Here is a 24,851-nt window from a genome sequence, read left to right as displayed (position 1 = left end):
TGTGCCGGTGTTATCCGGCGTTGTTCAGCTTGTTGCCCGGGCGGAGCCATGTTCAGCAATCCATTTCCGGCCAGACTCAAAGTCTTTGGCGATCTGTTGCTTCAGCGCATCCACGGAGGCAAAACGGATTTCTTCCCGCAGCCCGTGGCGGAAAACCACCTCAATGTGGCGGCCATAAAGTGTGCCAGTAAAGTCGAACAGGTGCACTTCGAGTGCCGGCTGCTTGCCATCTACCGTAGGACGAAGGCCGATGTTGGCGACGCCATCGTATACCGAACCGTCATCCAGTGTCCCGCTGACCACATACACACCCTGTAAGGGTGCCATGCGCTTCAAACGGATATTTGCCGTCGGCGCACCGATTTCCCGCCCCAGCTGGCGCCCATAAACCACGGTGCCGCGAATCCGGTAAGGATGCCCAAGCAGGGTTTCCGCTTCTTCCAGGCGATTCACGTTCAAGCACTCACGAATCCGGGTGCTGCTTACCCGTTCACCATCCAGGGTGACTGTCCGGGTATTTTCCACCGTAAACCCCCTGATCCGTCCGGTTTCCCGCAGCAGCATAAAGTCGCCCGTACGGTCGCAGCCAAAACGGAAGTCGTCTCCCACCACCAAATGACGAACACCCAGGCCATCCACCAACACCTCTTCAATAAAGGCCTGGCTGGTCAGGCGGCGAAAACGACCATTGAAGTTGAGGCACAATACGTAGTCCACGCCCGCAGCGGTCAACGCTTCGAACTTCTGGCGAAAAGACATCAAACGGGGCGGCGCCTGATCGCCCTGAAAAAACTCCCGGGGCTGCGGCTCAAACACCATCACCACGGACGGCAATCCCAGACTGGCGGCCTTCTCTTTAACTTGCTGCAAAATGGTCTGGTGACCGATATGCACACCATCGAAATTACCGATGGTCGCCACGCAGCCACTGGCCAGTGGTGAATCCGCCTGTTGGGCGAGTTGTTTCAGGTTGGCGAGACCTCGGATAAGACGCATGCAATGCAAACCTTCAATTGCCAGCTGGCTTTTGGTGTTTTCGCTTCCCTGCCTTCGAGCCCATGCGACGGACCCATTGGTGAGAAAACGCGCGATTATACCCTACCTGTGGCGAAAATGTCTTACCCGCACCCCTACCACGGCGAGCGAGAGGAAGTAAGCGCCAACACCGGCCGACACCAGCACCGCCATGTCCGCAGCCCGATCAAAACCACCTGCCGCCAGCCAGACATTCACCGGTGCCTTGAGCCAGAGAATCACCGCAGCCAAAACCGAATTAGCTACCACCAACTGGATAAGGAACCTGGGCCAACCGGACTGACTCTGCCAGGCACCTTCTTTGCGCAGCCCCCGCCAGAGCAAAAAGCCGTTCAGCCAGGCCGACAACGATGTGGCCAACGCCAGCCCAGCGTGGGCCAGCGGGAAAATCAGGATCAGATTGAACACCATGTTCGCCACCATGGCGATGATGCCAATCTTGACGGGTGTGCGGGTATTCTCCCGGGCGAAGAAACCCGGCGCCAGCACCTTGATGAGCATGAACGCCAGCAGACCGGCGGAATACGCCCTGAGACTCTGGGCTGACATCATCACATCACGATCGGTAACCGCGCCGTAATGAAACAGCGTGGCGATCAGCGGCTCCGCCAATAAAGCAAGCGCCAGCGCAGCGGGCAACCCGATCAGCAAGACGGCGCGAACCGCCCAGTCCAGGGTGGCAGCGAACTGGTCCGCAGAGGCCGCCGCGTGCTTGCGGGACAGGCTCGGGAGAATGACGGTAGCAATGGCGATCCCGAACACCCCGAGCGGCAACTCCGACAACCGGTCCGAGTAATAGAGCCATGAGACGCTGCCGGTCTGGAGGAACGACGCCAGCACCGTATCGAGCAACAAGTTGACCTGACTGACCGACACCCCGAACAGGGCCGGTGCCATCAGCTTCAGGATTCGGGAGACCCCTTCATGCCGGTAATCCACCCGGGGGCGGGGCAACAACCCAAGACGCATCAGAAACGGCAACTGGAAGAACAACTGCAGGGCACCGGCAATCAGCACCCCCCAGGCCAGCGCCAGAACTGGCTCATCCATCAAAGGCGTGAGGAAAATTGCCGCGGCGATCATCGACAGATTGAGCAGCACCGGGGTAAAGGCCGGCACCGCAAAGCGGTCATAGCTGTTGAGTATTCCACCAGCAAATGCGGTCAGCGATATCAGCAGTAAATAAGGAAAGGTGATACGCAGCATGTCGCTGGCGAGGGAAAACTTCAGGTCGTCATCAAGAAACCCGGGGGCAAACACCGCCGTCAATACCGGTGCCCCCAACATGGCCACCAGAGTGACGGCCAGCAAAACCACCCCGAGCGATCCCGCCACCGCATCCACCAGACGCTTTACGTCCGAGATATCCTGCTTTTCCCGATAGGACGACAGCACCGGCACAAAGGCCTGGGAAAAGGCCCCTTCGGCAAACAGCCGGCGCAAAAAGTTGGGAATCTTGAAGGCCACGAAAAAAGCATCCGCCCCGGCGCCGGCGCCAAAATAGCGGGCGATAACCATATCCCGCACCAACCCCAGCACCCGGGACAGCATGGTCATGACACCGACCACGCCGGAAGATCTGAGCAGTCCTGGGGCCCTGGGCGGCTGGTGTTTTTCCGGGGAATTCTCTGGTTGCGATGACATGGCGTGCTGGTCTGGTCCTGAGCAATCGACTAAAAGGAAAAACTAAGTGGCATTTCGGGAATTACGTGCTTCCGTCCACCCCCTGCCAAAGCGTGCCGCGAGTGTAACACAGGCCTTGCGGGCCGCGGCATGAATTGGGTTTTAGTCTTGACATTTCGGGGTTACGGCGGCATAGTTCCGCGTCATTTATTTCGACGCGCTGTTTTTGGCGCGCCCGTGATGTAACGAATCACTCAGCAACGAATACAGAACTTTCAGGAGTTTTACGGTGGCAAATTCCCCGCAAGCCAAGAAGCGCGCTCGTCAGAACGAGAAAAACCGCAAGCACAACGCAAGCCTGCGTTCCATGGCTCGTACCTACGTGAAGAAAGTACAGGCGACTATCGAAGCCGGTAACTACGAAGAAGCGCAGGCCGCTTTCCAGAAGGCCCAGCCTATCCTGGACAGCATGGTCAACAAGGGCATCTTCGCCAAGAACAAGGTTGCTCGCAGCAAGAGCCGCCTGAGCGCCAAGATCAAGGCTCTGAAGAGCGCGTAAGCGAGCTTTCCTTCAGAACTGAAAAAACCGGCCGAATGGCCGGTTTTTTTGTGTCAGTTTCCGATAAAAGCCAGCAAGCCAGTCCCTGACCTCACGACAAAAAACCCTTGAAACGATCTGCCCACAAGGACAGACCAGCTACCAGATGGCTAACGCACTATCTCAATATCAATCCGGAAATCGATATTGCAGGTGTTTTTGTTAACCACATCGTTTGCATCGGCCCCGGTCAGGGAGATACCTCCCGAACCAGCCAGATCGTCATAGCTGTACCGCTTGCGAAGCGTTTTATGGATCTCGCTCGCAGTGATCGTTGAAGGAATGAAATTGGGCGCGGTGCCGCAATCATCCGAGATAAAGGCATCTGCCTCAAGAAATGCCGCCTGGATGCCAAACGATTCTCCGGGCTTCAAGCTCAGCACATTTACTAAGTTAGATTGCCCTACCCATGAGTCCTCCAACTGCAACCAGGTACTTTGGCTCCAAACACGCTTGTAGTAGCAGGCACGACGTTCATCTGCACTACGGTCGGGTACTTGAGGAGGCACTCGGTCCCTGAAGCCATAATCTACGCCATCAAAGGTCGCTGGCTGGTAGAAAATGGCCCCCAGGTCTTCATCACTATTTTGAAACGCTTCGGCATCCAGCGCGTCAGACAGTAATTTCTTCTGACCGGTCTGAGGGTCTTCCACCACGACCCACCACATCACCTCGCCTGCCTGCTCATCAGCACTCCCTTCTGAGGCGTCCTTGCATTGGTTGTTAATGATGATGTCACGCATAACGACCTCGAAAGCAACATCGGGAACCAGCGGATCCGTACCCACGGTGAGCTCCGACCCGTCCGTGCGACCATCTCCATCGGTATCCGCATTGGTCGGATCCGTCCGAGCAGCAATCTCATCACCGTCGTTCAAACCATCCAGATCGGTATCCGGGTAGACAGGGGACGTAAAGATCGTGGTTGCGGCTGTATCGCCAGGAAAAAGAAGTCTCGAGCCTGAAATAAGCTCGACCTGATCCTGCAAGCCATCGTTGTCACTATCCGATTTTGTGGGATTCGTGCCATAGCCACCGGTATTGGCCGATGTGATGTTCATATTGGGATACAGCGCAGCAATACTGAGGTACTTGGACAGATCCGCCACCTCGTCGTAATCACTGATGGTATCGCCATCGGTGTCGACACTGCGCGGATTGGTGCGGAGGTCACGCTCGACAAAATCCGGCAAGCCGTCAAAATCCGTATCGGGCAACGACTTGCTGGAGGTGACCTCATCCCCGGCGGCGCCATTGACCGAAACCAGCCAGCCTAAATCCTCCTCACCGTCAGTCAAACCATCCTGATCTGCGTCAAAGAAATCCGCCCTGTCATCGATAGTCGGATCAGAACCGCGGACAATTTCACTACCATCAGCCACCGAGTCATCATCAGTATCGCGGCGAAGCGGATCTGTCAGAACCGTCTCTGCTTGACGCAATACATCGTCCCCTTCAGGGGTGCTATCGATAATGGAATTGGATCCCGGCAGAACAATCACATTGCCGACGGGAACCGGGTTGTTGATAAAGGCTCGCTGGATATCGTCGCCACTGGCAAGGGTGTCCGCGACACCATCACCACCATCAACGATGGCCAGAAGTGCATCGACTCCCCCCAGCTCCTCAGCATCTGGAATGCCGTCCCGGTCGGTATCCGGCTCGGCAGGGTCTGTTGCCGGCGGAATACTTGAGACTGCTTCATAGACGTCATCGCCATCGAGTTCTGTATCCAGAATGCCATTCGGACCAGGTCCGATAACCGGTGTACCGAACGCCAGGCCGGCCGTTTGCGGTGGTGTCAATTGCTCATCATCACCCACGGCCGTGGTGTCCGCTGTCTTGTTTGCGCCAGCAATAATACCGATAGCGTCCGCCTGACTGACCGGATCGTCATCCTGGAAAGCACAAAGCGCTTGCGTACGGTTATCGCCCGGCTCGCAAAAGCCCCGCAGATCCTGCTCCTCAACATCCCAAAGGCCATCGCCATCGGTATCGCCAAACCGGGGCGACGAAAAGGTCTGACGCAGGGCTCCGCCGTCTACGGCGACCTTCCAGCCAACAAACACTTCCGCAAAGTCGCTCAACCCGTCCTGGTCGCTGTCCACCGAATCCGGTACGCCATCGGAACCCGCCTGCCCCGAGAAAGCCGGGCCAAAAAGCTCGTTGTCGAAGCGGTCACGGTCACTGTCTGTCGAGCCAAATAAAAACTCATTACGGGCAAACAGCCCATCACCATCCAGGTCCTGCAGGAATGCCAGGCTGAGGTTGTCGCCCGGTTCAACAGTAATCTTGTCGAAATCGGCCGCATCCGGCAATTGGCCGGAGGTCAGAACCACCCACCCCCGGTTGAAATCGCCATCACGCAAAGACTTGATTCGGGCCAGCTTCTGCGGGCCGCTGCAGGTGCCGCTCACGCATTCGCCATCAAGCCGGCAAATAGCACCCGCATTTTCCGAAAAGGCGGAGCACGTTCGACTGGTTTCGTACCCGCCAATAAAGTCGACAATATCGTCCTCTTTGGCCGGTGTATCCAGCACACCGTTTTCACCGGGGCCAATCACAATGGTGCCGAGGCTCAAGCCATCTGTGCCCACGGGGACCAGCTGGATATCATCTCCCTGAGCGATACTATTCGCCACTTTATTCAAGCCAGCGACAATACCGCTAACACCGGTCGGATTGGCGATGTAATCGTCACCGCCCGGCTTCGATTCAAGCCAACCGTTCGCACCCGCGCGAATCACCTCTGCATCCACGTCCAGAACATCGTCGCCCTGGGCGGCAGTATTCAGAACGCCATCAAAGCCGGCGGAAATATAGTCCTGACTGGTCTGGTGTCGCGGCAAGCCAATGGTCGATTCCAACAGGTAACTCAGGGGCAGACCGAGCGCACGCCCCGACGGACTGAATCCGCCCAGATACTGATCGTCCTGCAGCACCCCCGCAGTGGCCAACAGGTAGTTTTCTGCCGCACCGGCATCGCCAAAGTCCAATACGATACTGCCGGTGCGGTCGCGGGCGACCTGGCTGATAAACGTGTAGTTGCGACCCAGCTCATCCTCGACATCGTAATTGGCAACGCGGAAAACCAATGAAGCGGGGTTACGCATCAGGCTTTCGACCAGATTGGGGAATACCTCGCGGCTGCTGAACAGGAAGGGCCCGCGCTCGTTGGTGTTACCGCCCAGATTGATGGTCAGCGACGACCCGGTGGCCAGCTCTGAACTTGATACCAGTGTGGCCACCGGCAAAAACGTGTCACGCCCACCCACCTGCTGCAAAACGGTCACTTCCAGATTGCTAAGGGTAAAAGGCACATTACCTTCGTTAGTGATACTCAGGGGCACATCGATACTGGCCCCGATCACTTCGCGCGTTACGGTTTGAGTAGTGCTCAGTTCCTTACCCTTAGTCTGAGATTGCTCGTAAGCCTCTTGGGATTCCCGCGCCGATCCTTTGTCCGTCTGCCAGTTGGTGGTATTGGTATCGAACACATAGCCAGTGACTTCCAGCCCACCGGAAACTCCTTTGTCCCCGCCAAAAAAGCTGCCGTTGCCAATCCCCGTACGAAAACCGCCTCCACCGCCCCACTCATCCGTTCCACCATCTGTTCTCGAGAACGAGGTATTTTCACTTGATGCCAGGGTCGTGCTGGTATTCGATTCTTCCGTAATCACCTCACCGGTTTCATCCGTGTAACTGAACCGCTCATCAAGCTGAAGACGAACATCTCCCACGCTGATGGCTAGCTTGGGCACGTCGGCAATGCGCGGATTACGATTCAGCTCAAACAGCTCTCGATAGTCATCGAGCTGATCCCCATCGGTATCCGCCAGTACCGGCGATGTTTTGAGATCGAAGTGCTCGAAGCCGTCCTGCAAGCCATCCAGATCGCTGTCCTGGGCGAACGGGTTACTGAAAACCTTGTTCAGTTCAAGGTCATCGTGGATACCATCCCCGTCGGTATCGGTTGCCCGGGGGTTCATGCCAAACTGCAGTTCCAGGTAGTCGTCAAGGCCATCCCCATCGGTGTCGGCAAGGTTAGGGTCGCTGGTCACCTGCCGGGTAATGATTTCTCCGTTCGCCATCTCAACAATAACGATGGTGCCGGCCTGCTCTTCACTGTCGTACAGGCCATCGCCATCGGTATCCACCAGCTCCTGTGCGCCTGCAGGTGTTCCAGCAAAGATCGCGGTGTTGGCGGTCACGAATGAAACCACACCATCGTTTACTTTCAGCTGCTGGCCATACATGTCGGTGGCGTTGGTAACAGCAACCTGATAGGTCAGCTCACTCTGGGATCGTGTAGTCAGTTCAATAACGCGGTGATCCGCGCTGGCAAAGCGAGCGTCCAGCACCTCAAGAACGCCAGATTCCGGGTTCACATTGGCCTGGGTAATAGAGAAGGTTGCAGAGCCTGGCGTCTGCTCGCTCATCGGCTTGCTGAAGGTGACCTGCACATGGGTGTTATCCAGCGATGCCGCGCTGACCACGGATGGCGCCTCCGCGCTCGCCATCTCGAGAGACATACCCAGGAAGGTCTTGTCGGAAGGCAACATATACAGCGGCAAGCCGCTCACAAGGCCGGTCACCTTGCTCAGTTCCAGATCGTAGTAGGCGTCATCCTGCGACTCGGTGGTCAAAACAGCGGTATCTGCCTCAGCACCCAGGACAACCTGGGTAATCTTGAGACCGTTGCCGGCATTGGATGTCAGGCGATAGTTCTTGATGTCGCCGGCCGCATCCGAAACCGGCTCACTGAAGCGCAAAAACACAACGGTGTCACTGAGGGACGTGAGTGCCAGCAGCCGCGGCTCCTCGCTGCCATCACCGATGAACAGAACGGGCTCGTCGTTAACATTTGCCAGATCCAGCTGAAGAGTTCCGTTCGGAATCAACTGGATATCTTCTTCCTCCGGAGCAAGCTGAAGCAGAACCGTTTTCCCGTCCGGCCCCGGGTAGGCGCCAACCACAACCACCCGGTTTCCGTTCGACAACGTGACGTTGTAGTTCAGAGGATTACCCGAGGCATCAGTATCCGCGGGCTGAGCGAACTCAACTTCAACATAGTTGCGACTCAGGGAGGCAACTTTGGAAATTGCCGGCAATTCTCCTGCACTCACCTCAACCGAGCCAGAATCAGATCCGCCGGAATCCCCACCGCAAGCAGACAGCACAAGAGCCAGTAACAGCACCAATACAACTCTGATTCCCTGCGCCACCTGGCAACTGGAATTTACAAACCGGCACTCTTCAGCACCCGACAGGCCTTCCGTTAGAGTCGACATATTCCCTCACGTCATCTTGCTGCCTGCCAGTAACCGCTCCTTACAGCCTCAAATTCGAGGACACCTACCGGTTAGGCCGCACGCAGTCCATTGTTAAATTTTTGTTACATAAAGAAGGTATAGTGTAAAGAACGGGCAGGGTCAGCAGGCAAAGGCAATAAATCAAAGCAACGCCTATAAAATGAGACGCAGTTCATACTATTACTCAATGTTGTTGATCCCCCCTGCTTATCGACTGCGCAAGGAGTGCCATGCGGGAAATGGATAAAACACTGTGGTTGCAGGGCCAATGATGCAGAAAGCGCAATACGCTTCTTTTGGCGGTCAGGAAAACCTGAGACCCGGGGCTCAGCCGGGAGGTAACGGGAAAGGCTTGAGAATATGAGCTGACTGCGAATTAGACTGACAGGATGCTTCAATACGAGCCGCTGGAACCGCCACAAGGACCGCCCCAAAGACTTATCAGACAACCACCAGATTATCCCGGTGAATCATCTCTTCACCCGACGCATAGCCGAGAACCTCAACAATGCGGTCACTGGACTGGCCTGCAATCGCTCGAGCCTCCGCCGCATCGTAGTTAACCAGCCCCCGGGCCACCTCCTTGCCGGAAAGATCCACGCAAGACACCATTTCCCCGCGACGAAATGTGCCCGACACCTCTTTCACACCCACCGGCAAAAGGCTGCGCCCGTTGAGGCACACCATGCGGACCGCGCCATCATCCAGAACCAGCTTTCCGCGGGTTTGGAGGTGACTCGCCAGCCACTGCTTGCGTGCCGCGGTTCGGCCCTGCTCGGGCAAAAGCAAGGTACCCAGCACCTCGCCTTCACGCAATCGGGTAACCACGTGCTCAATCCGGCCACCCACAATGACCGTAAATGCTCCAGAACGCGCCGCCAACCGGGCCGCCCTCAGCTTGGTGAGCATACCACCGCGCCCCAGCACTCCGGCGCCACCGCCAGCCATGGCATCCAGCGACGAATCGCTGGCTTTGCACTCGGTGACCAGGGAGGCATCGTCATGCTTTCGGGGATCCTTATCAAAGAGCCCGAGCTGGTCGGTCAGAATAATCAGGCCATCGGCTTCGATCAGGTTCGCGACCAGAGCGCCCAACGTGTCGTTGTCACCGAAGCGAATCTCGTCGGTAACCACCGTGTCGTTTTCGTTCACGATGGGCACCACACCCACATCCAGTAGTGCACGAAGGGTACTGCGGCCGTTGAGGTAGCGCTTACGATCCGACAGATCATCATGGGTAAGAAGAATCTGGGCACTGTGCAGCCCGTGGCGTTTGAACTGGGCTTCCCAGGTCTGTACCAGCCCCATCTGCCCGGTTGCCGCAGCAGCCTGCAAAAGGTGTAACTGTTGCGGCCGCTCCGACCACCCCAGCCGGCTCATGCCTTCAGCCACGGACCCGGAGGAGACAATCACGACTTCCACACCACTGCTGATCAGCTCGGCAATCTGATCCACCCACAAACCCAGCGATGCCACGTCGAGACCTTTGCCATCGTTGGTCAGCAAGGCACTTCCGATCTTGATCACCAGACGACGGGCCTGGCGCAGCTGGGTACGTTCACTCATAACGCGCGTGCTTCTCTCTTATTATTCCGGGGCGTAGACCACTTCAACGTCGTAATCGTCGTCATCAAAGTCGTCATCGTCATCATCCTCAACGCCATCTTCGCGGGCAGCCCGGCGAGCCTCCCGCTCTGCCTGGATTCGGGCCCGGGCCTCTTCATCCATCCGGCGACGCCGCGCCGCTTCGCGCTCGGCAAACTCAGGATTCTGCGCCTCTTCCTCGGCCTGCTCCTCAATCCAGCGCATCACCGCCTGAACCAGAGGCTTGGTCCCTTCGCCACTGAGCGCGGAAATACGGAACACCGGCCCCTGCCAGTCAAGTTCGTCAATGATGGCCTGGCACTGGGCGTCACGATCTTCCTCCGCGACCATATCCACCTTGTTGAGCACCAGCCAGCGCTCCCGGTTCGCCAGGGTTTCACTGAACTTTTCCAGCTCATGCTCGATAGCGCGGACCGACTCGACCGGGGATGAGCCGTCATAGGGGGCAACATCCACCAGATGCAGTAGCAGCCGGGTTCTGACCAGATGCTTGAGGAAACGGATACCCAGCCCCGCACCCTCGGCCGCGCCTTCGATCAACCCCGGAATATCGGCGATGACAAAGCTCTGGTGCGCCTGTACGCTCACCACACCCAGGTTGGGCACCAGCGTGGTAAACGGGTAATCCGCCACCTTGGGACGAGCAGCAGATACAGAACGAATGAAGGTCGACTTGCCCGCATTAGGCATCCCCAGCAAGCCCACGTCGGCCAGCACCTTCAGCTCGAGACGCAGGTTGCGCAGTTCGCCTTCGGAGCCTTTGGTGGTCTGGCGAGGCGCCCGGTTTACCGAGGACTTGAAGCGGGTATTGCCCAGCCCATGAAAACCGCCCTGGGCCACCTTCAGACGCTGACCAATTTTGGTCAGATCGCCGAGTACCTCATGGGTATCCATGTCAACCACAGTCGTGCCCACCGGTACCGGCAACACAAGATCCTCGCCCTTGGTCCCGGTACAGTTGCGCCCGGAGCCCGGCTCACCGTTCTGCGCTTTGTGCTTACGCTGGAAGCGATAATCGATCAGCGTATTGAGCGCCTCGTCCGCCTCCAGATATACGGAGCCACCGTCACCACCATCCCCGCCGTCGGGACCGCCCTTGGGCACGTATTTTTCCCGCCGGAAACTGAGACAGCCATGCCCGCCCTTGCCGGCTTCAACGATGATGGTGGCTTCGTCTACGAATTTCATGGTTTAACCCTTTGCGCTTCGCGCTTAAACGAAAAAAGCCCCGCAGCCTCAGGGAAGCTTTGCGGGGCTCCTGGCATCATTGATCACTGACTATATCAGGATATCAATGCTACCCAAGGTTCGACAGAACCGGATCGCCGCTGCTTACGCAGCCGGAACGATGCTCACGAACTTGCGGTTCTGCGGGCCTTTGGTTTCGAACTTCACCTGGCCGTCTGCTTTTGCAAACAGAGTGTGGTCCTTGCCAATGCCTACGTTGCTACCAGCGTGGAAACGGGTGCCGCGCTGACGAACGATGATGCTGCCTGCAGATACAGCTTCGCCGCCGAAGCGCTTGACACCAAGTCGTTTCGACTCGGAATCGCGACCGTTACGGGTACTACCTGCTGCCTTCTTATGAGCCATTACCAGCCTCCTTATCTAAGGGGTAATTCGAGAGCCTTAGCCCTGGATACCCGTGATCTTAACTTCAGTAAACCACTGACGGTGGCCCTGACGCTTCATGTGATGCTTACGACGACGGAACTTGATGATGTTCACTTTGTCGTGACGACCGTGGCTAACCACTTCAGCGGTAACCTTGGCACCGTCAACGACCGGAGCACCGACCTTAACGTTGTCACCGTCGGCGACCAGCAGAACGCGATCGAACTCAACGTTGCCACCGGTTTCAACTTCCAGCTTTTCCAGCTTCAGAGTTTCGCCTTCTTTCACACGGTGCTGCTTACCACCGCTAACAATAACTGCGTACATTTACCTTCTCCGCGATTGACCCATCCCTGCTCTTATCCACCTGGTTCTAAGGGAAGCGCTTCGGCAACCCTATAGCAGGGAGCGCAGGTTGGGATGAGTTGGGCGCGTGATTGTACGAAAAGCCGCCGGGCAATACAAGCCAAGTTGACACTAAAGCCCGTAATACCTAGCATTGCCGCGACCTGCCCTGTTTTTGCTTATTTCAGAACCACCTAACGCAGCATCAAGGATTCACAAGCCGCATGACAGCCGAGCGCATATACGACACCGTGTCCGAGGAGTTTAGCCGGGTAAACGACCTCATTCTCGAGCGGCTTGGATCCGACGTTCCCCTGGTGGAAAAGATCGCCCAATACCTTGTCGAAAGTGGCGGAAAACGCCTCAGACCTCTGCTGGTGCTGCTTTCCAGCCAGGCTGCGGGCTACAAGAAAGACGACCACCTGAAGCTTGCGGCGGTCATCGAGTTTCTGCATACCGCCACCCTTCTGCACGATGATGTGGTGGACACCTCCGACATGCGCCGGGGCCGCAGCACCGCCAACGCCCGTTGGGGCAATGCACCGAGTGTGCTGGTAGGGGATTTCCTCTATGCGCGTGCTTTCGAGATGATGGTGGAACTGAAAAACCTGGCCATCATGGAGGTTCTGTCCCACGCCACGGCGGTCATCGCCGAGGGCGAGGTGATGCAACTGATGAACGTGAAGAACCCCAAGCTGACCGAAGATCAGTATATGAAGGTCATTCACGACAAAACCGCCAAGCTGTTTGAAGCCGCCTCTCATACCGGCGCCCTGCTGGCCGGAGCCAGCGAAGCCCAGGAGCAGGCGTTGCGAGACTACGGCAAGCACCTGGGACTGGCGTTCCAGTTGGTGGACGATGTGCTGGACTACCGGGGCGATGCCGAAACCATGGGCAAGAACGTGGGCGACGACCTGGCCGAGGGCAAAGTCACCCTACCCCTGATTCACGCGATGGCACACGGCGAGAAAAACGATGCCGACCTGATTCGTCAGGCCATACGTAAAGGTGGCCTGGACGACCTGTCCCGGATCGGAGAGATCGTCGAAACTTCCGGAGCCCTGGAATACACCATGCAACGGGCTCGCGAAGAAGCGGAGAAAGCCAGAGACTGCCTCTCCACACTGGAAGGATCAACTCACAAGACCGCCATGGTTCTGCTGAGCGAACTCGCGGTCGCCCGAGTTAACTGAGCCTGTCCCGTCCGTGCGGGGCGTCGAAGTTCTGCTCGGGCCCTTTCGGTACCACCTGAGTCGGGTTGATCATGGTGTGACTGAAATAGTAATGGCGCTTGATCTGCCCCATATCCACCGTGTTTGCGACACCCGGCACCTGGTATAGGTCACGAACATAGGCCGACAGGGCCGGGAAATCCGAAATCCTGTTCCGATTGCACTTGAAGTGCCCAAAATACACGGCATCGAAGCGCACCAGCGTTGTGAACAGCCGCCAGTCTGCCTCGGTTAACTGGCCGCCCACCAGATACCGCTGACGACTGAGCCGGTCCTCCAACCAGTCAAGCGATTCGAACAACTCGTCGTAGGCGACTTCGTATTTATCCTGCGCGGTGGCGAAACCCGCCTTGTACACGCCGTTATTGATGGTGTGATAGACGCGCCCATTGATCCCATCAATTTCATCCCGAAGCGTGTCCGGGCAAAAGTCCAGCCCGGCCTTCACACCTTCCAGACCGTTAAACGCCGAATTGAACATACGGATAATCTCAGCGGATTCATTGCTGACAATGGTTTCCCGCCGCTTATCCCAGAGCACAGGAACCGTCACCCGCCCGGTGTAATCCGGTGCTGCACGGGTGTAGATCTGGTGCATAAACTGGCTGCCGTAGAGGTGATCCTCGTGCGCATCCTCTCCAGGGCGGAATTCCCAGCCGTTTTCCAGCATGTCCGGACTGACAACCGATATGGAAATATGGGCATCCAGCCCCTTCAGCTTTCGGAAAATCAGGGTCCGGTGCGCCCAGGGGCACGCCATCGACACATACAGATGGTAGCGCCCACTCTCTGCAGGAAATCCGCCTTCGCCCCGGGGGCCGGGTTCACCACCTGCTGTTACCCAGTTTCGAAAGCGGGCGGCCTCTCGTTCAAATTTGCCGCCGGTTTTATCCGTGTCGTACCACTTATCCTGCCACTTGCCATCGACGAGCAGCCCCATGCGCCACCTCCCTACTGTTCATTTACGGAATATTAGCCAGCAGAATACCGGCGACCCTGCTACCCTCTCAAACAAGCATTTCTGGCCAACTTCCTCAGATAATTCGAACATGCATACAGCCATCACCATCGACGCCCTGAAGGTGCTCGACGCTATTGACCGTAAAGGCAGTTTCGCCGGCGCCGCCAATGAATTGTTTCGGGTGCCGTCCGCCATCAGTTACACCGTTCAGAAACTCGAAGAAGACCTGGATGTCGCCATCTTCGATCGCAGTGGCCACCGGGCAGCACTCACCCCAGCGGGCCGGTACCTTCTTGAGGAAGGGCGCTCACTGCTGGAGGCCGCGGAGAACCTGGCCCACACTACCCGACAGGTGGCCCAGGGCTGGGAAACCCGCCTGCGCATCGGCATCAATTCCCTGTTGCCCGCCCACTGTCTTTTTCCAGCCCTGAAAGCCTTTTGCGAACTCCGTGTTCCGGTTGATGTTCAGGTTGTCGAGGAGGTATTCGCCGGCGCCTGGGATGCCCTGAAAGACCATCGCGTCGATCTGGTGGTGGGTGCCGATCACCTGAGCAAGCCTGCCGGGCACTACACCATCCACCCGCTCGGGGAAATGCCGTTCGAATTTGCCGTTGCCCCGAATCATCCGCTGGCCAGCGCACAGGAGCCCCTCACCGAAGCCGATATCGCCCGCTATCCAGCGGCCGTGGCAGCCGACACCTCGCGCTCCCTGCCCCACGGCCACGCCGGTATTTTCAACCAACAGCGCACCCTGACGGTGGCCAACGTGGACCAGAAAATTGCCCTGCAGGTTTCCGGACTCGCGGTGGGCTGGCTGCCCCGGGGACGAATCCGGGAACAACTGGAACATGGCACCCTGGTCAGCAAAACCGTTGTCGAACCCAGACCACCGGTCCTGCTGCACCTGGCAAGACACAGTGAGTCTCAGGGCAAGGCCCTGACGTGGTTTTGGGAGCGGCTCAGTAACGATCCCTCAGTGACAGACTGGCTGACACACCAGAGCCCCGTGTAACTGGCTGCTCAAATGAGAAAAACCGACGGATAAGCCAAGCGACTGGCGCCCGTACTCGTTTATACTGCGCGAACGCCAACCGTAATGGAGCCCATAGATGCGTCAGTTGTCGGAACTGGATGCCTCGTTTTTGTATCTGGAATCGGAAACCACCCCGATGCACATCGGGGGGATTTACCTCTTTGATGCCAGTGAACAGGCAACACCGCTGAGCTACGGCAACTTTGTAGCCTATCTGCGCAGCCGCCTGCACGTGGTTCCGGTATTTCGCCAGCGCCTGAAAGAAATCCCTATGCGACTGGGCCGCCCCTACTGGGTGGATGACACGGACTTCAGCATCGAACGTCACCTGGCCTATGTCAGCCTGGGTGGCCATGGCACCGGGGATAACCTCACCACACTCGCGTCCAAGATCATGGAGGAGCCCCTCAAGCGGGATCGCCCACTGTGGCACATCACGTTTGTCGACGGATTCAAGCTGAATGACGCATCTGAGGACGGTGGTTTCGCGCTTATTGTCAAACTGCACCACGCGGCCATTGACGCCTTCAGTGGTGAAGACATCATCAGCAAGCTGCTGGAGTACACGCCAGAGCCGCGCCCCGTCCACCCGCCCCGACCCTGGAGCCCCCGCCCGGCCCCATCGGAGGAACGGGTGATACTGCAAGCCGGCGCAAACCTCCTGAAAACGCCGCTTCAGTTTACCTCCCTGGCCATCAACGCCATGGAAGCGACCACCCGGGGCATCGTCCAGAAACAGCTTCGAAAGCTCCCCATGCCATTTCCATTGTTTTCGGCTCCCCAGAGTCCGTTCAACCGGCAAGTGACTGCCAATCGCCAGATCATTTCTTGCCAGGTGGCGTTGTCGCGGCTGAAAACAGTCAAGGCCAATCTGGGCAGCGTGACCCTCAATGATGTGGTGCTGGGACTGTGCGCCGAGAGTCTCCGACGTTACATGGATGACCAGGGCGCCGATGTCAGCCGGTCGCTGGTAGCGATGACGCCCATTTCCGTGCGCTCCAGCAGCCTTCGCCGGGCGACCGGCAACCAGATGTCCGCCATGCTTCTGGATCTCGCCACCACCGAGCCCAACCCGGCGCTCCGGATTCACAACATTCACCGCAATGCTGTGGTGTCCGAACCTTACCGGGAGGCGATTGCTGCCGACCGCCTGACCGAATTGCTTCCATCCACCCTGCTGGCGCTGTCGGCGCGGCTCTACTCCGAGTTGCAGGTGGCGCAACGCTACCAGCCTGCATTCAACCTGCCGATCACAAATGTTCCGGGACCTCAGGTCCCTCTGTACCTCCAGGGCGCTCGACTGGTCCAGCAGTACAACACGGCACCACTGTTCGACGGCCTGGGACTGGTTATCGTCGCGGTCAGCTATCAGGGACAACTGACCATCAACTTCACCCTGTGTCCCGACGCAGTCCCTAACGGGGAGTCACTGGCCAGCTACATTGAGGACAGCCTGTCGGCCATCGAGGAAGCAGCAGCCAATGTGGGGGATGAAGCGTTGCAACAAACAGAGGCAGATTCCACACAACCCACCCTTGCGGATGATGTGCTGAACGCATTGGAAGGGGCCCTCAAGAAAGCCATTCACCGGCTGAGACCCTAGAAAAAGGGGCCTCCCTAATAAGGGCGGCCCCTGGTCTTGCTGCAGAGTTATTCGAAAGCCCAGCGCAGGAAGGCTTTTTTCTCGTCCTCGGAGGCGGTTTCCCACACGGCCTTCAGCGTATCAAGTGCGCTCGCATCAATGCCGCCGACCGGGGCAGCGGTAGCCGCAGGAACCGGCGTTCGCGCGGCAACCTGATCCAACGCCCGCTCAGAAGACTTGGCGACCGCTATCCCATCAGCCCCAACCACCGTTGCGGAAAAGCCTGCCATCATCTGTTCGGCTTCAACCTTCGTGCCCGGCTTGTCGAACAGGAAGGTGTACACCTCGTTGGGCTGGGCATCGAAACGAACCACCTGCGGTTCACTTTCGACCACGTGCACTTTGGACTCGCCGTTGCCGACCACTTCTGTCTTGGCCCAGATGGTTTTGTAGGTAAACACGACCTCGTTCTGGCCCGGCAGCAGCGCATAATCCAGGGCAAGATCATCCATCAGGAAGTTGCCGACACGGCGACCGTTCACTTCAGACACCTGAATTTCACCCGGTGCCTTGAGCGTGGCGGCATCAGAGGCACCCGCCGGGGAGCCATCCCAGGTTTCTACACTGGACACGCTGGACGCACAGCCGGTGATCACCAAAGCCAACAGAGCGAAAAGCAGCGCGCGGGCACCATGCACCGGTCGCCACACAGGTCGCCGAACAACGGCCGGATTCGAAAAAGTACGCATTTATTCTCCTTGAGTAGGCGGAACTGGTTGGGAAAGGGAAAATCAAAAAAGCATTCTGACGAGTGAACTCTCTGAGGGCAAGCCGACGTATAACTCTGAAAGTGAGTCATTTCAGCGCCAGCAATGCGAATACCGTGGTCCACAAAAACGGAAACGCTTTCTTGAACACAGGGCTTTTTGGTTTAAATTGGAAGGAAGGCCTGCCAAAAGGCGCAACCGCTCGGCTCCTTGGTGACACTTGGGGAACTGGAGGAGATATGGATACCCATCGCAGGACCGGAGAAGCCGGCCCGACCCCATTCAGAAGCAGTCGTTTCTTCAGCGTTGGCAGCCAGTGGTACTTTGCCACACGGGAAGGTTTCGACAGCGGGCCTTTCGCAAGCCGCGAACGTGCAGAAACCGGCCTTCGCCGCTTCTTGCATGTGGTTAATCTGCTGCCAGAAGATGCGGTCACCCATTGAGGGCGGCCGCGGCCTACACCAGAATAGCCACAACCCAACGGTCTATGGCGTAAAGACTCACCAGCGCCATGATACCCGCGACCACATCGTCCATCATGATGCCAAAGCCACCGGGCAGGCGCTCATCCAACCAGCCGATCGGCCAGGGCTTGGCGATATCGAACAGCCGGAAAAGCGCAAACGCCGTCAACACACCAATCGCATTGGACGGAAACAATCCCAGGGCGATCCACATACCCACGAATTCGTCCCACACGATGCCTCCGTGGTCATGGACCTTCAGGTCGTCGGCGGTTTTCCCACACAGCCAGATCCCCACCAGCAAGGCGATCACCACCACCACCCAATAGGCCACCGGCGGCAGCCACGAGAAGGTATACCACAGGGGAATAGCCGCAAGACTGCCCCAGGTTCCCGGGGCCCGGGAGGCAGCACCACTGCCAAAACCGAAGGCCAACAGGTGTACCGGGTGCTTGAGAAACCCCGGGGGTAGCAGGGCCTGCGGTACGTCCGGTTCCTGAACGGAATCCTCCCGGCTCATGACATACTCCTGAAATGATCAAACCCGTGTTGGTCGGCAGTTCCCTGCCAACCCTGAATCCTCAACCCCGGCTCGGGCTCAATCGAGCCAATCACCGAAAGCTGCTGACGAATATCCGATGGCAAGGCCTGCCAACCTGCCGGCGGAAGGGTAACGCACAGTTCGTAATCGTCGCCCGATCGCAACGCGTAATCCACCGCCTGATCGCCCGTTAGCCGCACCAGTGCCGGTGAGAGTGGAATGGCCTCGGCGCGAATACTGGCTCCCACCCCGGAGGCTTCCAGGATGTGCTCCAGATCTGCCGCCAAGCCATCGGATATATCAATGGCAGCCGATGCCACGCCAGACAGTTGCTGGCCAAGCGCCAGACGAGGTAGAGGCTGGTGGTAGCGCTGGAGCACCGCCTGCATGTCTTGCGTCGGGTCCGGCTCCGCCAGATATTCAAGAGCTGCCCCTGCATCACCAAGGCAACCGGAAACACACACCAGATCGCCGTTTTTTGCGCCGTTGCGGTGAAGCCCCTGCCCTTTCGGAACCACGCCATGAACCTGCAGCGTCACCACCAGAGGACCCCGCGTGGTATCGCCCCCCGCGAGCGCCAGTCCAAATTCTTCTGCAGCCTGAAAGAGACCACGAGAGAAGGCAGACAGCCAGGATTCATCGGCGCAAGGCAAAGTCAGGGCGAGCGTAAAGCAGACAGGTTCAGCCCCCATGGCGGCAAGATCACTGGCAGCAGCAGCGAGGGCGCGCCAGGCGAGTTTGTCGGAGGGGTAGGCTTTTGGGAAGTGGACACCCTCGACCAGGGTGTCGACGGAAAATACCAGATCCCGACCGTCCGGCACACGCTGTATGGCACAGTCGTCACCGGGGCCGAGAATCAGGCTGGATGAGGCGGACCGTCCCGCCAGCGGCTGAAAAAAGCGGCGGATCAGCTCGAACTCACCCATCGTCTAGCGCGCGCGAGTCTCTGCAGTTCGCAGTCTGCGGCTGAGCTTGTCCAGCACGCTATTGACGAACTTGTGCCCCTCGGTACCACCGAAGCGCTTGGCCATTTCAATGCCTTCATTGATGACGACCTTGTAGGGCACATCAAGCCGGTGCTTGAGCTCATAGGCGCCAAGACGCACAATGGCCAGTTCAATCGGGTCCACTTCCGCCAGCGGCCGATCCAGGAAGGGCTCAATCAGGGTATCCAGATCCCCTTGCTCCCGATGAACACCTTTCAGGAGGTCACGGAAATACAGCAGATCGACCTTGGTCATGTCATTGTCGACCATGAACTCCGCTTCAATATCGGAAATCGAGCTCTTGCTGAAGTGACGCTGATACAGCCCCTGCATCGCCAGCGCACGAGCGCGGCGGCGGTCACCAGCCTTTGGCTTGCTGCCCGGCGCTGGTCCGGAGGTGTTATCGTCGGTTGTGTTCATCACTCACCCAGTTTCTTGAACAGGCTGACCATTTCCAGCGCGGTAATGGCGGCTTCCGCGCCCTTGTTACCCGCCTTGGTGCCGGAACGCTCAATGGCCTGTTCAATGGAATCAACGGTCAGGACACCGAAGGTAACAGGCACGTCGGTCTCCAGGCTCACGGCACCCAGGCCACTGGAGGCTTCGCCGGCGACATAATCAAAGTGCGGAGTTCCACCGCGGATCACGGCACCCAGGGCGATGATTGCATCGTAATCCTGAGTCTCGGCAACGCGCTTGACCGCCAACGGCATTTCGTAGGCACCTGGCACGCGAATGATGGCAATGTCGTCCTCGGAAATACCATGGCGACGCAGCGTATCAATCGCGCCTTCCACCAGACTCTCAACCACGAAACCGTTAAACCGGCCAACCACAAGCGCATAGCGACCACTGCACTGAGTGAAGTCACCTTCGATTACTTTAATATCTGCCATGCATGGCTCCTTGTCAGGCCAGGGCACACGCCCTGACCGGGTTACTTAGTCAGGGGTGTAGGGAACGTACTCCACCACTTCCAGATCGAATCCGGAAATGGCTGAAAACTTGATGGGCGGACTCAGCAGTCGCATCTTGCGAACACCCACATCGCGCAGGATCTGTGAGCCGGTCCCGACAGTGAAATAGACACCCGAACTACCTTTACCGGCGGAACCCCGCTCCTCGCCGAAGAAATCGTGAATGCGGTCTTCCAGATTGTAGCTGTCCTCACCACTGTTGAGCAGAACCACAACCCCCTGGCCTTCGGCCGCCACCTTCTCCAGCGCACGGTGCAGGGGCCAGCTACGGGAGTCTTTGCGACGGGCACCGAGTAAGTCCCGAAGGGTATCGGTGATGTGCACGCGAACGTGGACAGGCTCATCTTCACGAATATCACCCATCACCATAGCCAGGTGGGTGGAGCCCTGAATGCTGTCCCGATAGGTGCGCAGCTTGAACACACCGTACTCGGTGTCCAGCTCGTTCTCTTCCACACACTCGATGGTGCGTTCATTCATGGTGCGGTAGTGAATCAGATCGGCGATGGTGCCGATCTTGAGATCGTGCTCTTCGGCAAATCGCTCGAGGTCTTCACGACGTGCCATGGAGCCGTCGTCGTTCATAATTTCACAAATCACACCTGCCGGCTCAGATCCTGCCAGCGCCGCCAGGTCGCAGGAGGCTTCGGTATGCCCCGCTCGGCTCAAGACGCCGCCCGGATCGGACATCAGCGGGAAAATGTGACCGGGCTGAACCAGATCGGAGGCCTTGGCATCGCGAGCCACGGCAGCCTGAACGGTGCGTGCGCGGTCGGCGGCAGAGATACCGGTAGTCACCCCTTCTTTTGCCTCAATGGACAGGGTGAACTTGGTGCCGAAACCGGATGCGTTCTGCTGAACCATCAGCGGCAAGCCCAGCTGCGCACAGCGGTCACGGGTCATCGGCATGCAGATCAGGCCACGACCGAAGCGGGCCATGAAATTGATGGCTTCCGGGGTACAGTGTTCCGCCGCCATGACCAGATCGCCTTCGTTCTCACGATCCTCGTCATCCATCAGGATGACCATCTTGCCCTGACGGATGTCTTCAATGATCTCTTCAATGGTATTCAGTGCCATACGGTCTTGTACCCTTGCGGTTGATAGACAGTTGAACTGCCGTTCACCGTGAATTTAAGAATTAGCTACGCACCAGAATCAGGCGCTGATCGTCGCCGACCTGGCGACGATCCCGGACGATCCAGGAAACCTTGTCGGCCATACTTTCCAGCGGCAGGTGGGCCGTTGGCCGGCCAGTACTGCCAAGAAATACCGGGGCCTGATAGAGCCAGAGCTCATCAACCAGCTGCTCCTGAATAAACGTACCCGCCAGCGTCGGACCGGCTTCCACCAGCAATTCGTTAATACCCAGGTCACCCAGAGCGTCCAGCAACTCCGACAGGTCAATGCCGTTGTCCTTCCAGGCCACCCCGTTGATACTCACACCCAGTGCTGCCAGATCTTGCGCCGGCGCCGTGGGCAACGTGGATGATGCGCAAAACAGCTGCACGTTGCCTCCGTGCAGAATCTTCGCCGTTGGTGGCGTGCGGGCATCCCGGTCAGCAATCACCCGAAGCGGCTGGCGGGAAGGCTCGGTTGCGTCGCCGATATCCCCCAACTCGGTCCGTCTTACGGTCAGCGAGGGATCGTCCGCCAGCACGGTGCCCACGCCTGTCAGAATAGCGTCGCTGATTGCCCGCAGACGCTGAACATCCTTGCGGGCTTCCGGTCCTGTAATCCACTGGCTTTCACCAGATGCCATCGCCGTGCGTCCATCCAGGCTGGCCGCCATCTTCAGGCGAACATACGGCCGCCCGGTATTCATTCGTTTCATAAACCCCGGATTCAGTCGCGCTGCCTCATCCGCCAGCACCCCGACTTCCACCTGAATACCGGCTTCAATCAGCAACTCCAGCCCGCGGCCCGAGACTGCCGGATTGGGGTCCTTGGTGGCGGCAACCACTCGTGCCACACCGGCATCAATCAATGCGCGGGCGCAGGGCGGAGTCCGGCCAAAATGGCTGCATGGCTCCAGCGTGACGTAGGCCGTTGCGCCTCGGGCGGACGGACCGGCCTGGCTCAGCGCGCGGATTTCAGCGTGGGCTTCACCGGCACGCTCGTGCCAGCCTTCACCCAGGATGACATTGCCCCGGGCGATAACACACCCCACCCTCGGGTTGGGATGCGTCGAGTAGCGACCACGCCAGGCAAGCTGAATCGCCCGCGCCATCATGGCCCTGTCACGGACGTCCGTCATGCTTTCCCTTTCGCAGGATGATTATCCGCCAGTGCCTTGGCCACATCCACCGGATGCTCACCATTGGCCTCGGCCAGGCGCTCAATCTCTTCCTTGAATTCATTGATGTCCTGGAAACTTCGATACACCGAAGCAAAGCGAACGTACGCCACCTGGTCCAGCTGGCGCAGCTCGGTCATGACCTCTTCGCCCACCTGCATGGATTTGACTTCCCGTTCCCCGGTCGCCCGCAGGCGGTACTTGATCCGGTTCAACGCCGCATCAATCTGCTCGATGCTCACGGGACGCTTCTCAAGCGCCTTCATCAAACCGGAGCGAAGCTTCTCTTCATCGAAGGGCTGCCGGACGCCATCCTGCTTAACCACCCGGGGCATCACCAGTTCGGCGCTTTCAAAGGTCGTGAAACGCTCATGACAGGACAGACATTCCCTGCGGCGGCGAACCTGATCGCCCTCGGCCACAAGGCGCGAGTCGATGACTTTCGTATCTGCTTCACCACAGAAGGGACAATGCATAATTCAGAGGCTCCAGAACGGAGGCCGGGCCGTGCGCCTGAGACACACGGCCCGGCAGGTCTTGACGGAAAGTTTAGCCGTAGACCGGGAATCGGGCACACACGGCCTCAACCTGGCCACGTACCCGCTCGATGATGGACTCGTCATCCATGTTATCGAGGATGTCACAGATCCAGCCGGCCAGCTCGCGGCACTCGGCTTCACCGAAACCGCGGGTGGTGATCGCCGGGGTGCCGATGCGCAGGCCCGAGGTCACGAACGGGGAACGCGGATCGTTCGGCACGGCGTTCTTGTTCACGGTGATGTGAGCACGGCCCAGAGCCGCATCGGCATCTTTACCAGTGATGTCCTGCTTGATCAGGCTCAGCAGGAACAGGTGATTCCTGGTGCCACCGGAAACCACGTCGTAGCCGCGATCAACGAACACTTCAGCCATCGCGCCGGCATTCTTCACAACCTGCTGCTGGTAAGCCTTGAACTCATCGCTCATGGCTTCCTTGAAGCACACAGCCTTGGCGGCGATCACGTGCATCAGAGGGCCACCCTGGCCACCCGGGAAAACGGCGGAGTTCAGCTTCTTCTGCAGGTCAGCGTCGTCGCAGGCCAGGATCAGGCCACCGCGAGGACCACGCAGGGTCTTGTGTGTGGTGGTCGCAACCACGTGGGCGTGAGGTACCGGGTCCGGGTAAACACCAGCGGCAACCAGACCAGCCACGTGCGCCATATCAACAAACAGGTAGGCGCCTACTTTGTCTGCAATCTCACGGAAACGGGCAAAATCCAGCTCCTGTGAGTAAGCGGAGAAGCCGGCAATGATCATCTTCGGCTTGTGTTCAACCGCCAGTGCTTCCACTTCGTCGTAGTCGATCAGGCCGGTTTCCGGGTTCAGACCGTACTGGACGGCCTGGTAGATCTTGCCTGAGAAGTTCACGCTGGCACCGTGGGTCAGGTGGCCACCGTGAGCCAGGCTCATGCCCAGAACCGTGTCACCTGGCTTCAGCAGAGCCATGAACACGGCCGAGTTAGCCTGCGAGCCGGAGTGCGGCTGCACGTTGGCGTAGGCCGCACCGAACAGTTCCTTGGCACGGTCGATGGCCAGCTGCTCAGCCACATCGACGTATTCGCAGCCACCGTAGTAGCGCTTGCCGGGGTAGCCTTCGGCGTACTTGTTGGTCAGCTTGCTGCCCTGAGCTTCCATCACCCGCGGACTGGTGTAGTTCTCGGATGCAATCAGCTCGATATGAGCTTCCTGACGCTTCTCTTCCGCCTGCATGGCGTTCCAGAGTTCATCGTCAAAGCCGGCGATTTTCATATCACGATTAAACATGGATGCGCTGCCCCTGTATGTGTGGCTGGTACGGGGGCGCTGTGCCCATCCGTACACCCTGAAAAATTGGGCCGCTA

22 protein-coding genes are annotated in these 24,851 nt (G+C 58.3%); 5 read left to right on the top strand and 17 right to left on the bottom strand.

Annotation, left to right across the window (positions count from 1 at the left end; translation table 11 throughout):
* Nucleotides 1–24: 24 nt before the first annotated feature.
* Both ribF and murJ read right to left on the bottom strand, forming a co-directional pair.
* Nucleotides 25–996, bottom strand: coding sequence for a bifunctional riboflavin kinase/FAD synthetase (gene ribF, locus QVZ43_RS16270; RefSeq protein ID WP_302910757.1), 972 nt, complete (start codon nucleotides 994–996; stop codon nucleotides 25–27).
* A 102-nt stretch (nucleotides 997–1,098) separates the two neighbouring features.
* The gene (murJ, locus tag QVZ43_RS16265; RefSeq protein ID WP_302910756.1) at nucleotides 1,099–2,679 is read right to left on the bottom strand and encodes a murein biosynthesis integral membrane protein MurJ; all 1,581 of its coding nucleotides are present in this window, start codon (nucleotides 2,677–2,679) and stop codon (nucleotides 1,099–1,101) included.
* 268 nt (nucleotides 2,680–2,947) lie between these two features.
* Here murJ and rpsT point away from each other — a divergent pair, with 268 nt between their 5' ends.
* Nucleotides 2,948–3,217: a 30S ribosomal protein S20 gene (gene rpsT, locus QVZ43_RS16260; RefSeq protein WP_206645344.1), complete on the top strand. Its 270-nt coding sequence runs from the start codon at nucleotides 2,948–2,950 to the stop codon at nucleotides 3,215–3,217.
* Between the two features lie 149 nt (nucleotides 3,218–3,366).
* Here the strand turns inward: rpsT and QVZ43_RS16255 are convergent, their stop codons facing one another.
* From QVZ43_RS16255 to rplU, 5 genes are all read right to left on the bottom strand, one after another.
* Nucleotides 3,367–8,547, bottom strand: coding sequence for a hypothetical protein (locus QVZ43_RS16255; protein WP_302910755.1), 5,181 nt, complete (start codon nucleotides 8,545–8,547; stop codon nucleotides 3,367–3,369).
* A 462-nt stretch (nucleotides 8,548–9,009) separates the two neighbouring features.
* Complete coding sequence (gene proB / locus QVZ43_RS16250; RefSeq protein ID WP_302910754.1) at nucleotides 9,010–10,134, bottom strand: glutamate 5-kinase; 1,125 nt, start codon at nucleotides 10,132–10,134, stop codon at nucleotides 9,010–9,012.
* A gap of 21 nt (nucleotides 10,135–10,155) precedes the next feature.
* Nucleotides 10,156–11,361 carry an Obg family GTPase CgtA gene (gene cgtA, locus QVZ43_RS16245; RefSeq protein WP_302910753.1) on the bottom strand — a complete coding sequence of 402 codons (1,206 nt, stop codon included), beginning with the start codon at nucleotides 11,359–11,361 and terminating at the stop codon, nucleotides 10,156–10,158.
* Between the two features lie 144 nt (nucleotides 11,362–11,505).
* Entirely contained in the window at nucleotides 11,506–11,766 is a 261-nt protein-coding gene (gene rpmA / locus QVZ43_RS16240) for a 50S ribosomal protein L27 (protein ID WP_223795636.1), read from the bottom strand.
* Nucleotides 11,767–11,802: 36 nt separating this feature from the next.
* A complete protein-coding gene (gene rplU / locus QVZ43_RS16235) occupies nucleotides 11,803–12,114 on the bottom strand; it encodes a 50S ribosomal protein L21 (RefSeq protein ID WP_223795637.1) in 312 nt (103 codons plus the stop codon).
* A 242-nt stretch (nucleotides 12,115–12,356) separates the two neighbouring features.
* Here rplU and ispB point away from each other — a divergent pair, with 242 nt between their 5' ends.
* Nucleotides 12,357–13,325, top strand: a complete 969-nt coding sequence (gene ispB / locus QVZ43_RS16230; protein WP_302910752.1) for an octaprenyl diphosphate synthase — start codon at nucleotides 12,357–12,359, stop codon at nucleotides 13,323–13,325.
* Here ispB and QVZ43_RS16225 read toward each other — a convergent pair.
* Nucleotides 13,318–14,304 carry a glutathione S-transferase family protein gene (locus tag QVZ43_RS16225; protein WP_302910751.1) on the bottom strand — a complete coding sequence of 329 codons (987 nt, stop codon included), beginning with the start codon at nucleotides 14,302–14,304 and terminating at the stop codon, nucleotides 13,318–13,320. The two genes, ispB and QVZ43_RS16225, sit on opposite strands and share 8 nt — an antisense overlap.
* A 109-nt stretch (nucleotides 14,305–14,413) precedes the next feature.
* Here QVZ43_RS16225 and QVZ43_RS16220 point away from each other — a divergent pair, with 109 nt between their 5' ends.
* Nucleotides 14,414–15,337, top strand: coding sequence for a LysR substrate-binding domain-containing protein (locus tag QVZ43_RS16220; RefSeq protein WP_302910750.1), 924 nt, complete (start codon nucleotides 14,414–14,416; stop codon nucleotides 15,335–15,337).
* 97 nt (nucleotides 15,338–15,434) lie between these two features.
* Entirely contained in the window at nucleotides 15,435–16,961 is a 1,527-nt protein-coding gene (locus QVZ43_RS16215; RefSeq protein WP_302910749.1) for a WS/DGAT/MGAT family O-acyltransferase, read from the top strand.
* 47 nt (nucleotides 16,962–17,008) lie between these two features.
* On the opposite strand, the gene QVZ43_RS16210 is transcribed toward QVZ43_RS16215, so the two are convergent.
* A complete protein-coding gene (locus QVZ43_RS16210) occupies nucleotides 17,009–17,689 on the bottom strand; it encodes a DUF2057 family protein (RefSeq protein ID WP_302910748.1) in 681 nt (226 codons plus the stop codon).
* Between the two features lie 257 nt (nucleotides 17,690–17,946).
* Between QVZ43_RS16210 and QVZ43_RS16205 the strand changes: the two genes are divergently transcribed.
* Entirely contained in the window at nucleotides 17,947–18,150 is a 204-nt protein-coding gene (locus QVZ43_RS16205; RefSeq protein ID WP_223795643.1) for a DUF6316 family protein, read from the top strand.
* 13 nt (nucleotides 18,151–18,163) lie between these two features.
* Here the strand turns inward: QVZ43_RS16205 and QVZ43_RS16200 are convergent, their stop codons facing one another.
* The 8 genes from QVZ43_RS16200 to glyA form a co-directional block, all read right to left on the bottom strand.
* On the bottom strand, nucleotides 18,164–18,691 hold the full coding sequence (locus QVZ43_RS16200; protein ID WP_302910747.1) for a phosphatidylglycerophosphatase A family protein: 528 nt from the start codon (nucleotides 18,689–18,691) through the stop codon (nucleotides 18,164–18,166).
* The gene (thiL, locus tag QVZ43_RS16195; protein ID WP_302910746.1) at nucleotides 18,688–19,638 is read right to left on the bottom strand and encodes a thiamine-phosphate kinase; all 951 of its coding nucleotides are present in this window, start codon (nucleotides 19,636–19,638) and stop codon (nucleotides 18,688–18,690) included. Before thiL ends, QVZ43_RS16200 begins: the two co-directional genes overlap by 4 nt.
* Before the next feature lie 3 nt (nucleotides 19,639–19,641).
* Nucleotides 19,642–20,118 (bottom strand): transcription antitermination factor NusB, encoded by a 477-nt coding sequence (gene nusB, locus QVZ43_RS16190; protein WP_223795764.1) that lies wholly within the window; start codon nucleotides 20,116–20,118, stop codon nucleotides 19,642–19,644.
* Nucleotides 20,118–20,594 carry a 6,7-dimethyl-8-ribityllumazine synthase gene (gene ribH / locus QVZ43_RS16185; RefSeq protein ID WP_223795646.1) on the bottom strand — a complete coding sequence of 159 codons (477 nt, stop codon included), beginning with the start codon at nucleotides 20,592–20,594 and terminating at the stop codon, nucleotides 20,118–20,120. Before ribH ends, nusB begins: the two co-directional genes overlap by 1 nt.
* Before the next feature lie 45 nt (nucleotides 20,595–20,639).
* A complete protein-coding gene (ribBA, locus tag QVZ43_RS16180) occupies nucleotides 20,640–21,755 on the bottom strand; it encodes a bifunctional 3,4-dihydroxy-2-butanone-4-phosphate synthase/GTP cyclohydrolase II (RefSeq protein WP_302910745.1) in 1,116 nt (371 codons plus the stop codon).
* A gap of 61 nt (nucleotides 21,756–21,816) precedes the next feature.
* A complete protein-coding gene (ribD, locus tag QVZ43_RS16175; RefSeq protein WP_223795648.1) occupies nucleotides 21,817–22,932 on the bottom strand; it encodes a bifunctional diaminohydroxyphosphoribosylaminopyrimidine deaminase/5-amino-6-(5-phosphoribosylamino)uracil reductase RibD in 1,116 nt (371 codons plus the stop codon).
* The gene (gene nrdR / locus QVZ43_RS16170) at nucleotides 22,929–23,447 is read right to left on the bottom strand and encodes a transcriptional regulator NrdR (protein ID WP_223795649.1); all 519 of its coding nucleotides are present in this window, start codon (nucleotides 23,445–23,447) and stop codon (nucleotides 22,929–22,931) included. Before nrdR ends, ribD begins: the two co-directional genes overlap by 4 nt.
* Before the next feature lie 73 nt (nucleotides 23,448–23,520).
* Nucleotides 23,521–24,774 (bottom strand): serine hydroxymethyltransferase, encoded by a 1,254-nt coding sequence (gene glyA / locus QVZ43_RS16165; RefSeq protein ID WP_302910744.1) that lies wholly within the window; start codon nucleotides 24,772–24,774, stop codon nucleotides 23,521–23,523.
* Nucleotides 24,775–24,851 lie beyond the last annotated feature (77 nt).

The sequence above is a fragment of the Marinobacter suaedae genome, from assembly GCF_030519635.1.
Classification (GTDB): domain Bacteria; phylum Pseudomonadota; class Gammaproteobacteria; order Pseudomonadales; family Oleiphilaceae; genus Marinobacter; species Marinobacter suaedae.
The sequence above is the reverse complement of the archived record's forward strand: the minus strand, read 5'-3'. Positions and strand labels throughout refer to the sequence as shown.

Bases quoted from the DNA above. Each gene is read 5' to 3' on its own strand.
- QVZ43_RS16210 (WP_302910748.1), bottom strand. From the start codon at position 17,689: ATGCGTACTTTTTCGAATCCGGCCGTTGTTCGGCGACCTGTGTGGCGA.
- thiL (WP_302910746.1), bottom strand. From the start codon at position 19,638: ATGGGTGAGTTCGAGCTGATCCGCCGCTTTTTTCAGCCGCTGGCGGGA.
- rpmA (WP_223795636.1), bottom strand. From the start codon at position 11,766: ATGGCTCATAAGAAGGCAGCAGGTAGTACCCGTAACGGTCGCGATTCC.
- glyA (WP_302910744.1), bottom strand. From the start codon at position 24,774: ATGTTTAATCGTGATATGAAAATCGCCGGCTTTGACGATGAACTCTGG.
- ribH (WP_223795646.1), bottom strand. From the start codon at position 20,594: ATGGCAGATATTAAAGTAATCGAAGGTGACTTCACTCAGTGCAGTGGT.
- ribD (WP_223795648.1), bottom strand. From the start codon at position 22,932: ATGACGGACGTCCGTGACAGGGCCATGATGGCGCGGGCGATTCAGCTT.
- proB (WP_302910754.1), bottom strand. From the start codon at position 10,134: ATGAGTGAACGTACCCAGCTGCGCCAGGCCCGTCGTCTGGTGATCAAG.
- QVZ43_RS16215 (WP_302910749.1), top strand. From the start codon at position 15,435: ATGCGTCAGTTGTCGGAACTGGATGCCTCGTTTTTGTATCTGGAATCG.
- QVZ43_RS16220 (WP_302910750.1), top strand. From the start codon at position 14,414: ATGCATACAGCCATCACCATCGACGCCCTGAAGGTGCTCGACGCTATT.
- QVZ43_RS16200 (WP_302910747.1), bottom strand. From the start codon at position 18,691: ATGAGCCGGGAGGATTCCGTTCAGGAACCGGACGTACCGCAGGCCCTG.
- nrdR (WP_223795649.1), bottom strand. From the start codon at position 23,447: ATGCATTGTCCCTTCTGTGGTGAAGCAGATACGAAAGTCATCGACTCG.
- QVZ43_RS16255 (WP_302910755.1), bottom strand. From the start codon at position 8,547: ATGTCGACTCTAACGGAAGGCCTGTCGGGTGCTGAAGAGTGCCGGTTT.
- ispB (WP_302910752.1), top strand. From the start codon at position 12,357: ATGACAGCCGAGCGCATATACGACACCGTGTCCGAGGAGTTTAGCCGG.
- rplU (WP_223795637.1), bottom strand. From the start codon at position 12,114: ATGTACGCAGTTATTGTTAGCGGTGGTAAGCAGCACCGTGTGAAAGAA.
- QVZ43_RS16225 (WP_302910751.1), bottom strand. From the start codon at position 14,304: ATGGGGCTGCTCGTCGATGGCAAGTGGCAGGATAAGTGGTACGACACG.
- nusB (WP_223795764.1), bottom strand. From the start codon at position 20,118: ATGAACACAACCGACGATAACACCTCCGGACCAGCGCCGGGCAGCAAG.
- ribBA (WP_302910745.1), bottom strand. From the start codon at position 21,755: ATGGCACTGAATACCATTGAAGAGATCATTGAAGACATCCGTCAGGGC.
- murJ (WP_302910756.1), bottom strand. From the start codon at position 2,679: ATGTCATCGCAACCAGAGAATTCCCCGGAAAAACACCAGCCGCCCAGG.
- QVZ43_RS16205 (WP_223795643.1), top strand. From the start codon at position 17,947: ATGGATACCCATCGCAGGACCGGAGAAGCCGGCCCGACCCCATTCAGA.
- cgtA (WP_302910753.1), bottom strand. From the start codon at position 11,361: ATGAAATTCGTAGACGAAGCCACCATCATCGTTGAAGCCGGCAAGGGC.
- ribF (WP_302910757.1), bottom strand. From the start codon at position 996: ATGCGTCTTATCCGAGGTCTCGCCAACCTGAAACAACTCGCCCAACAG.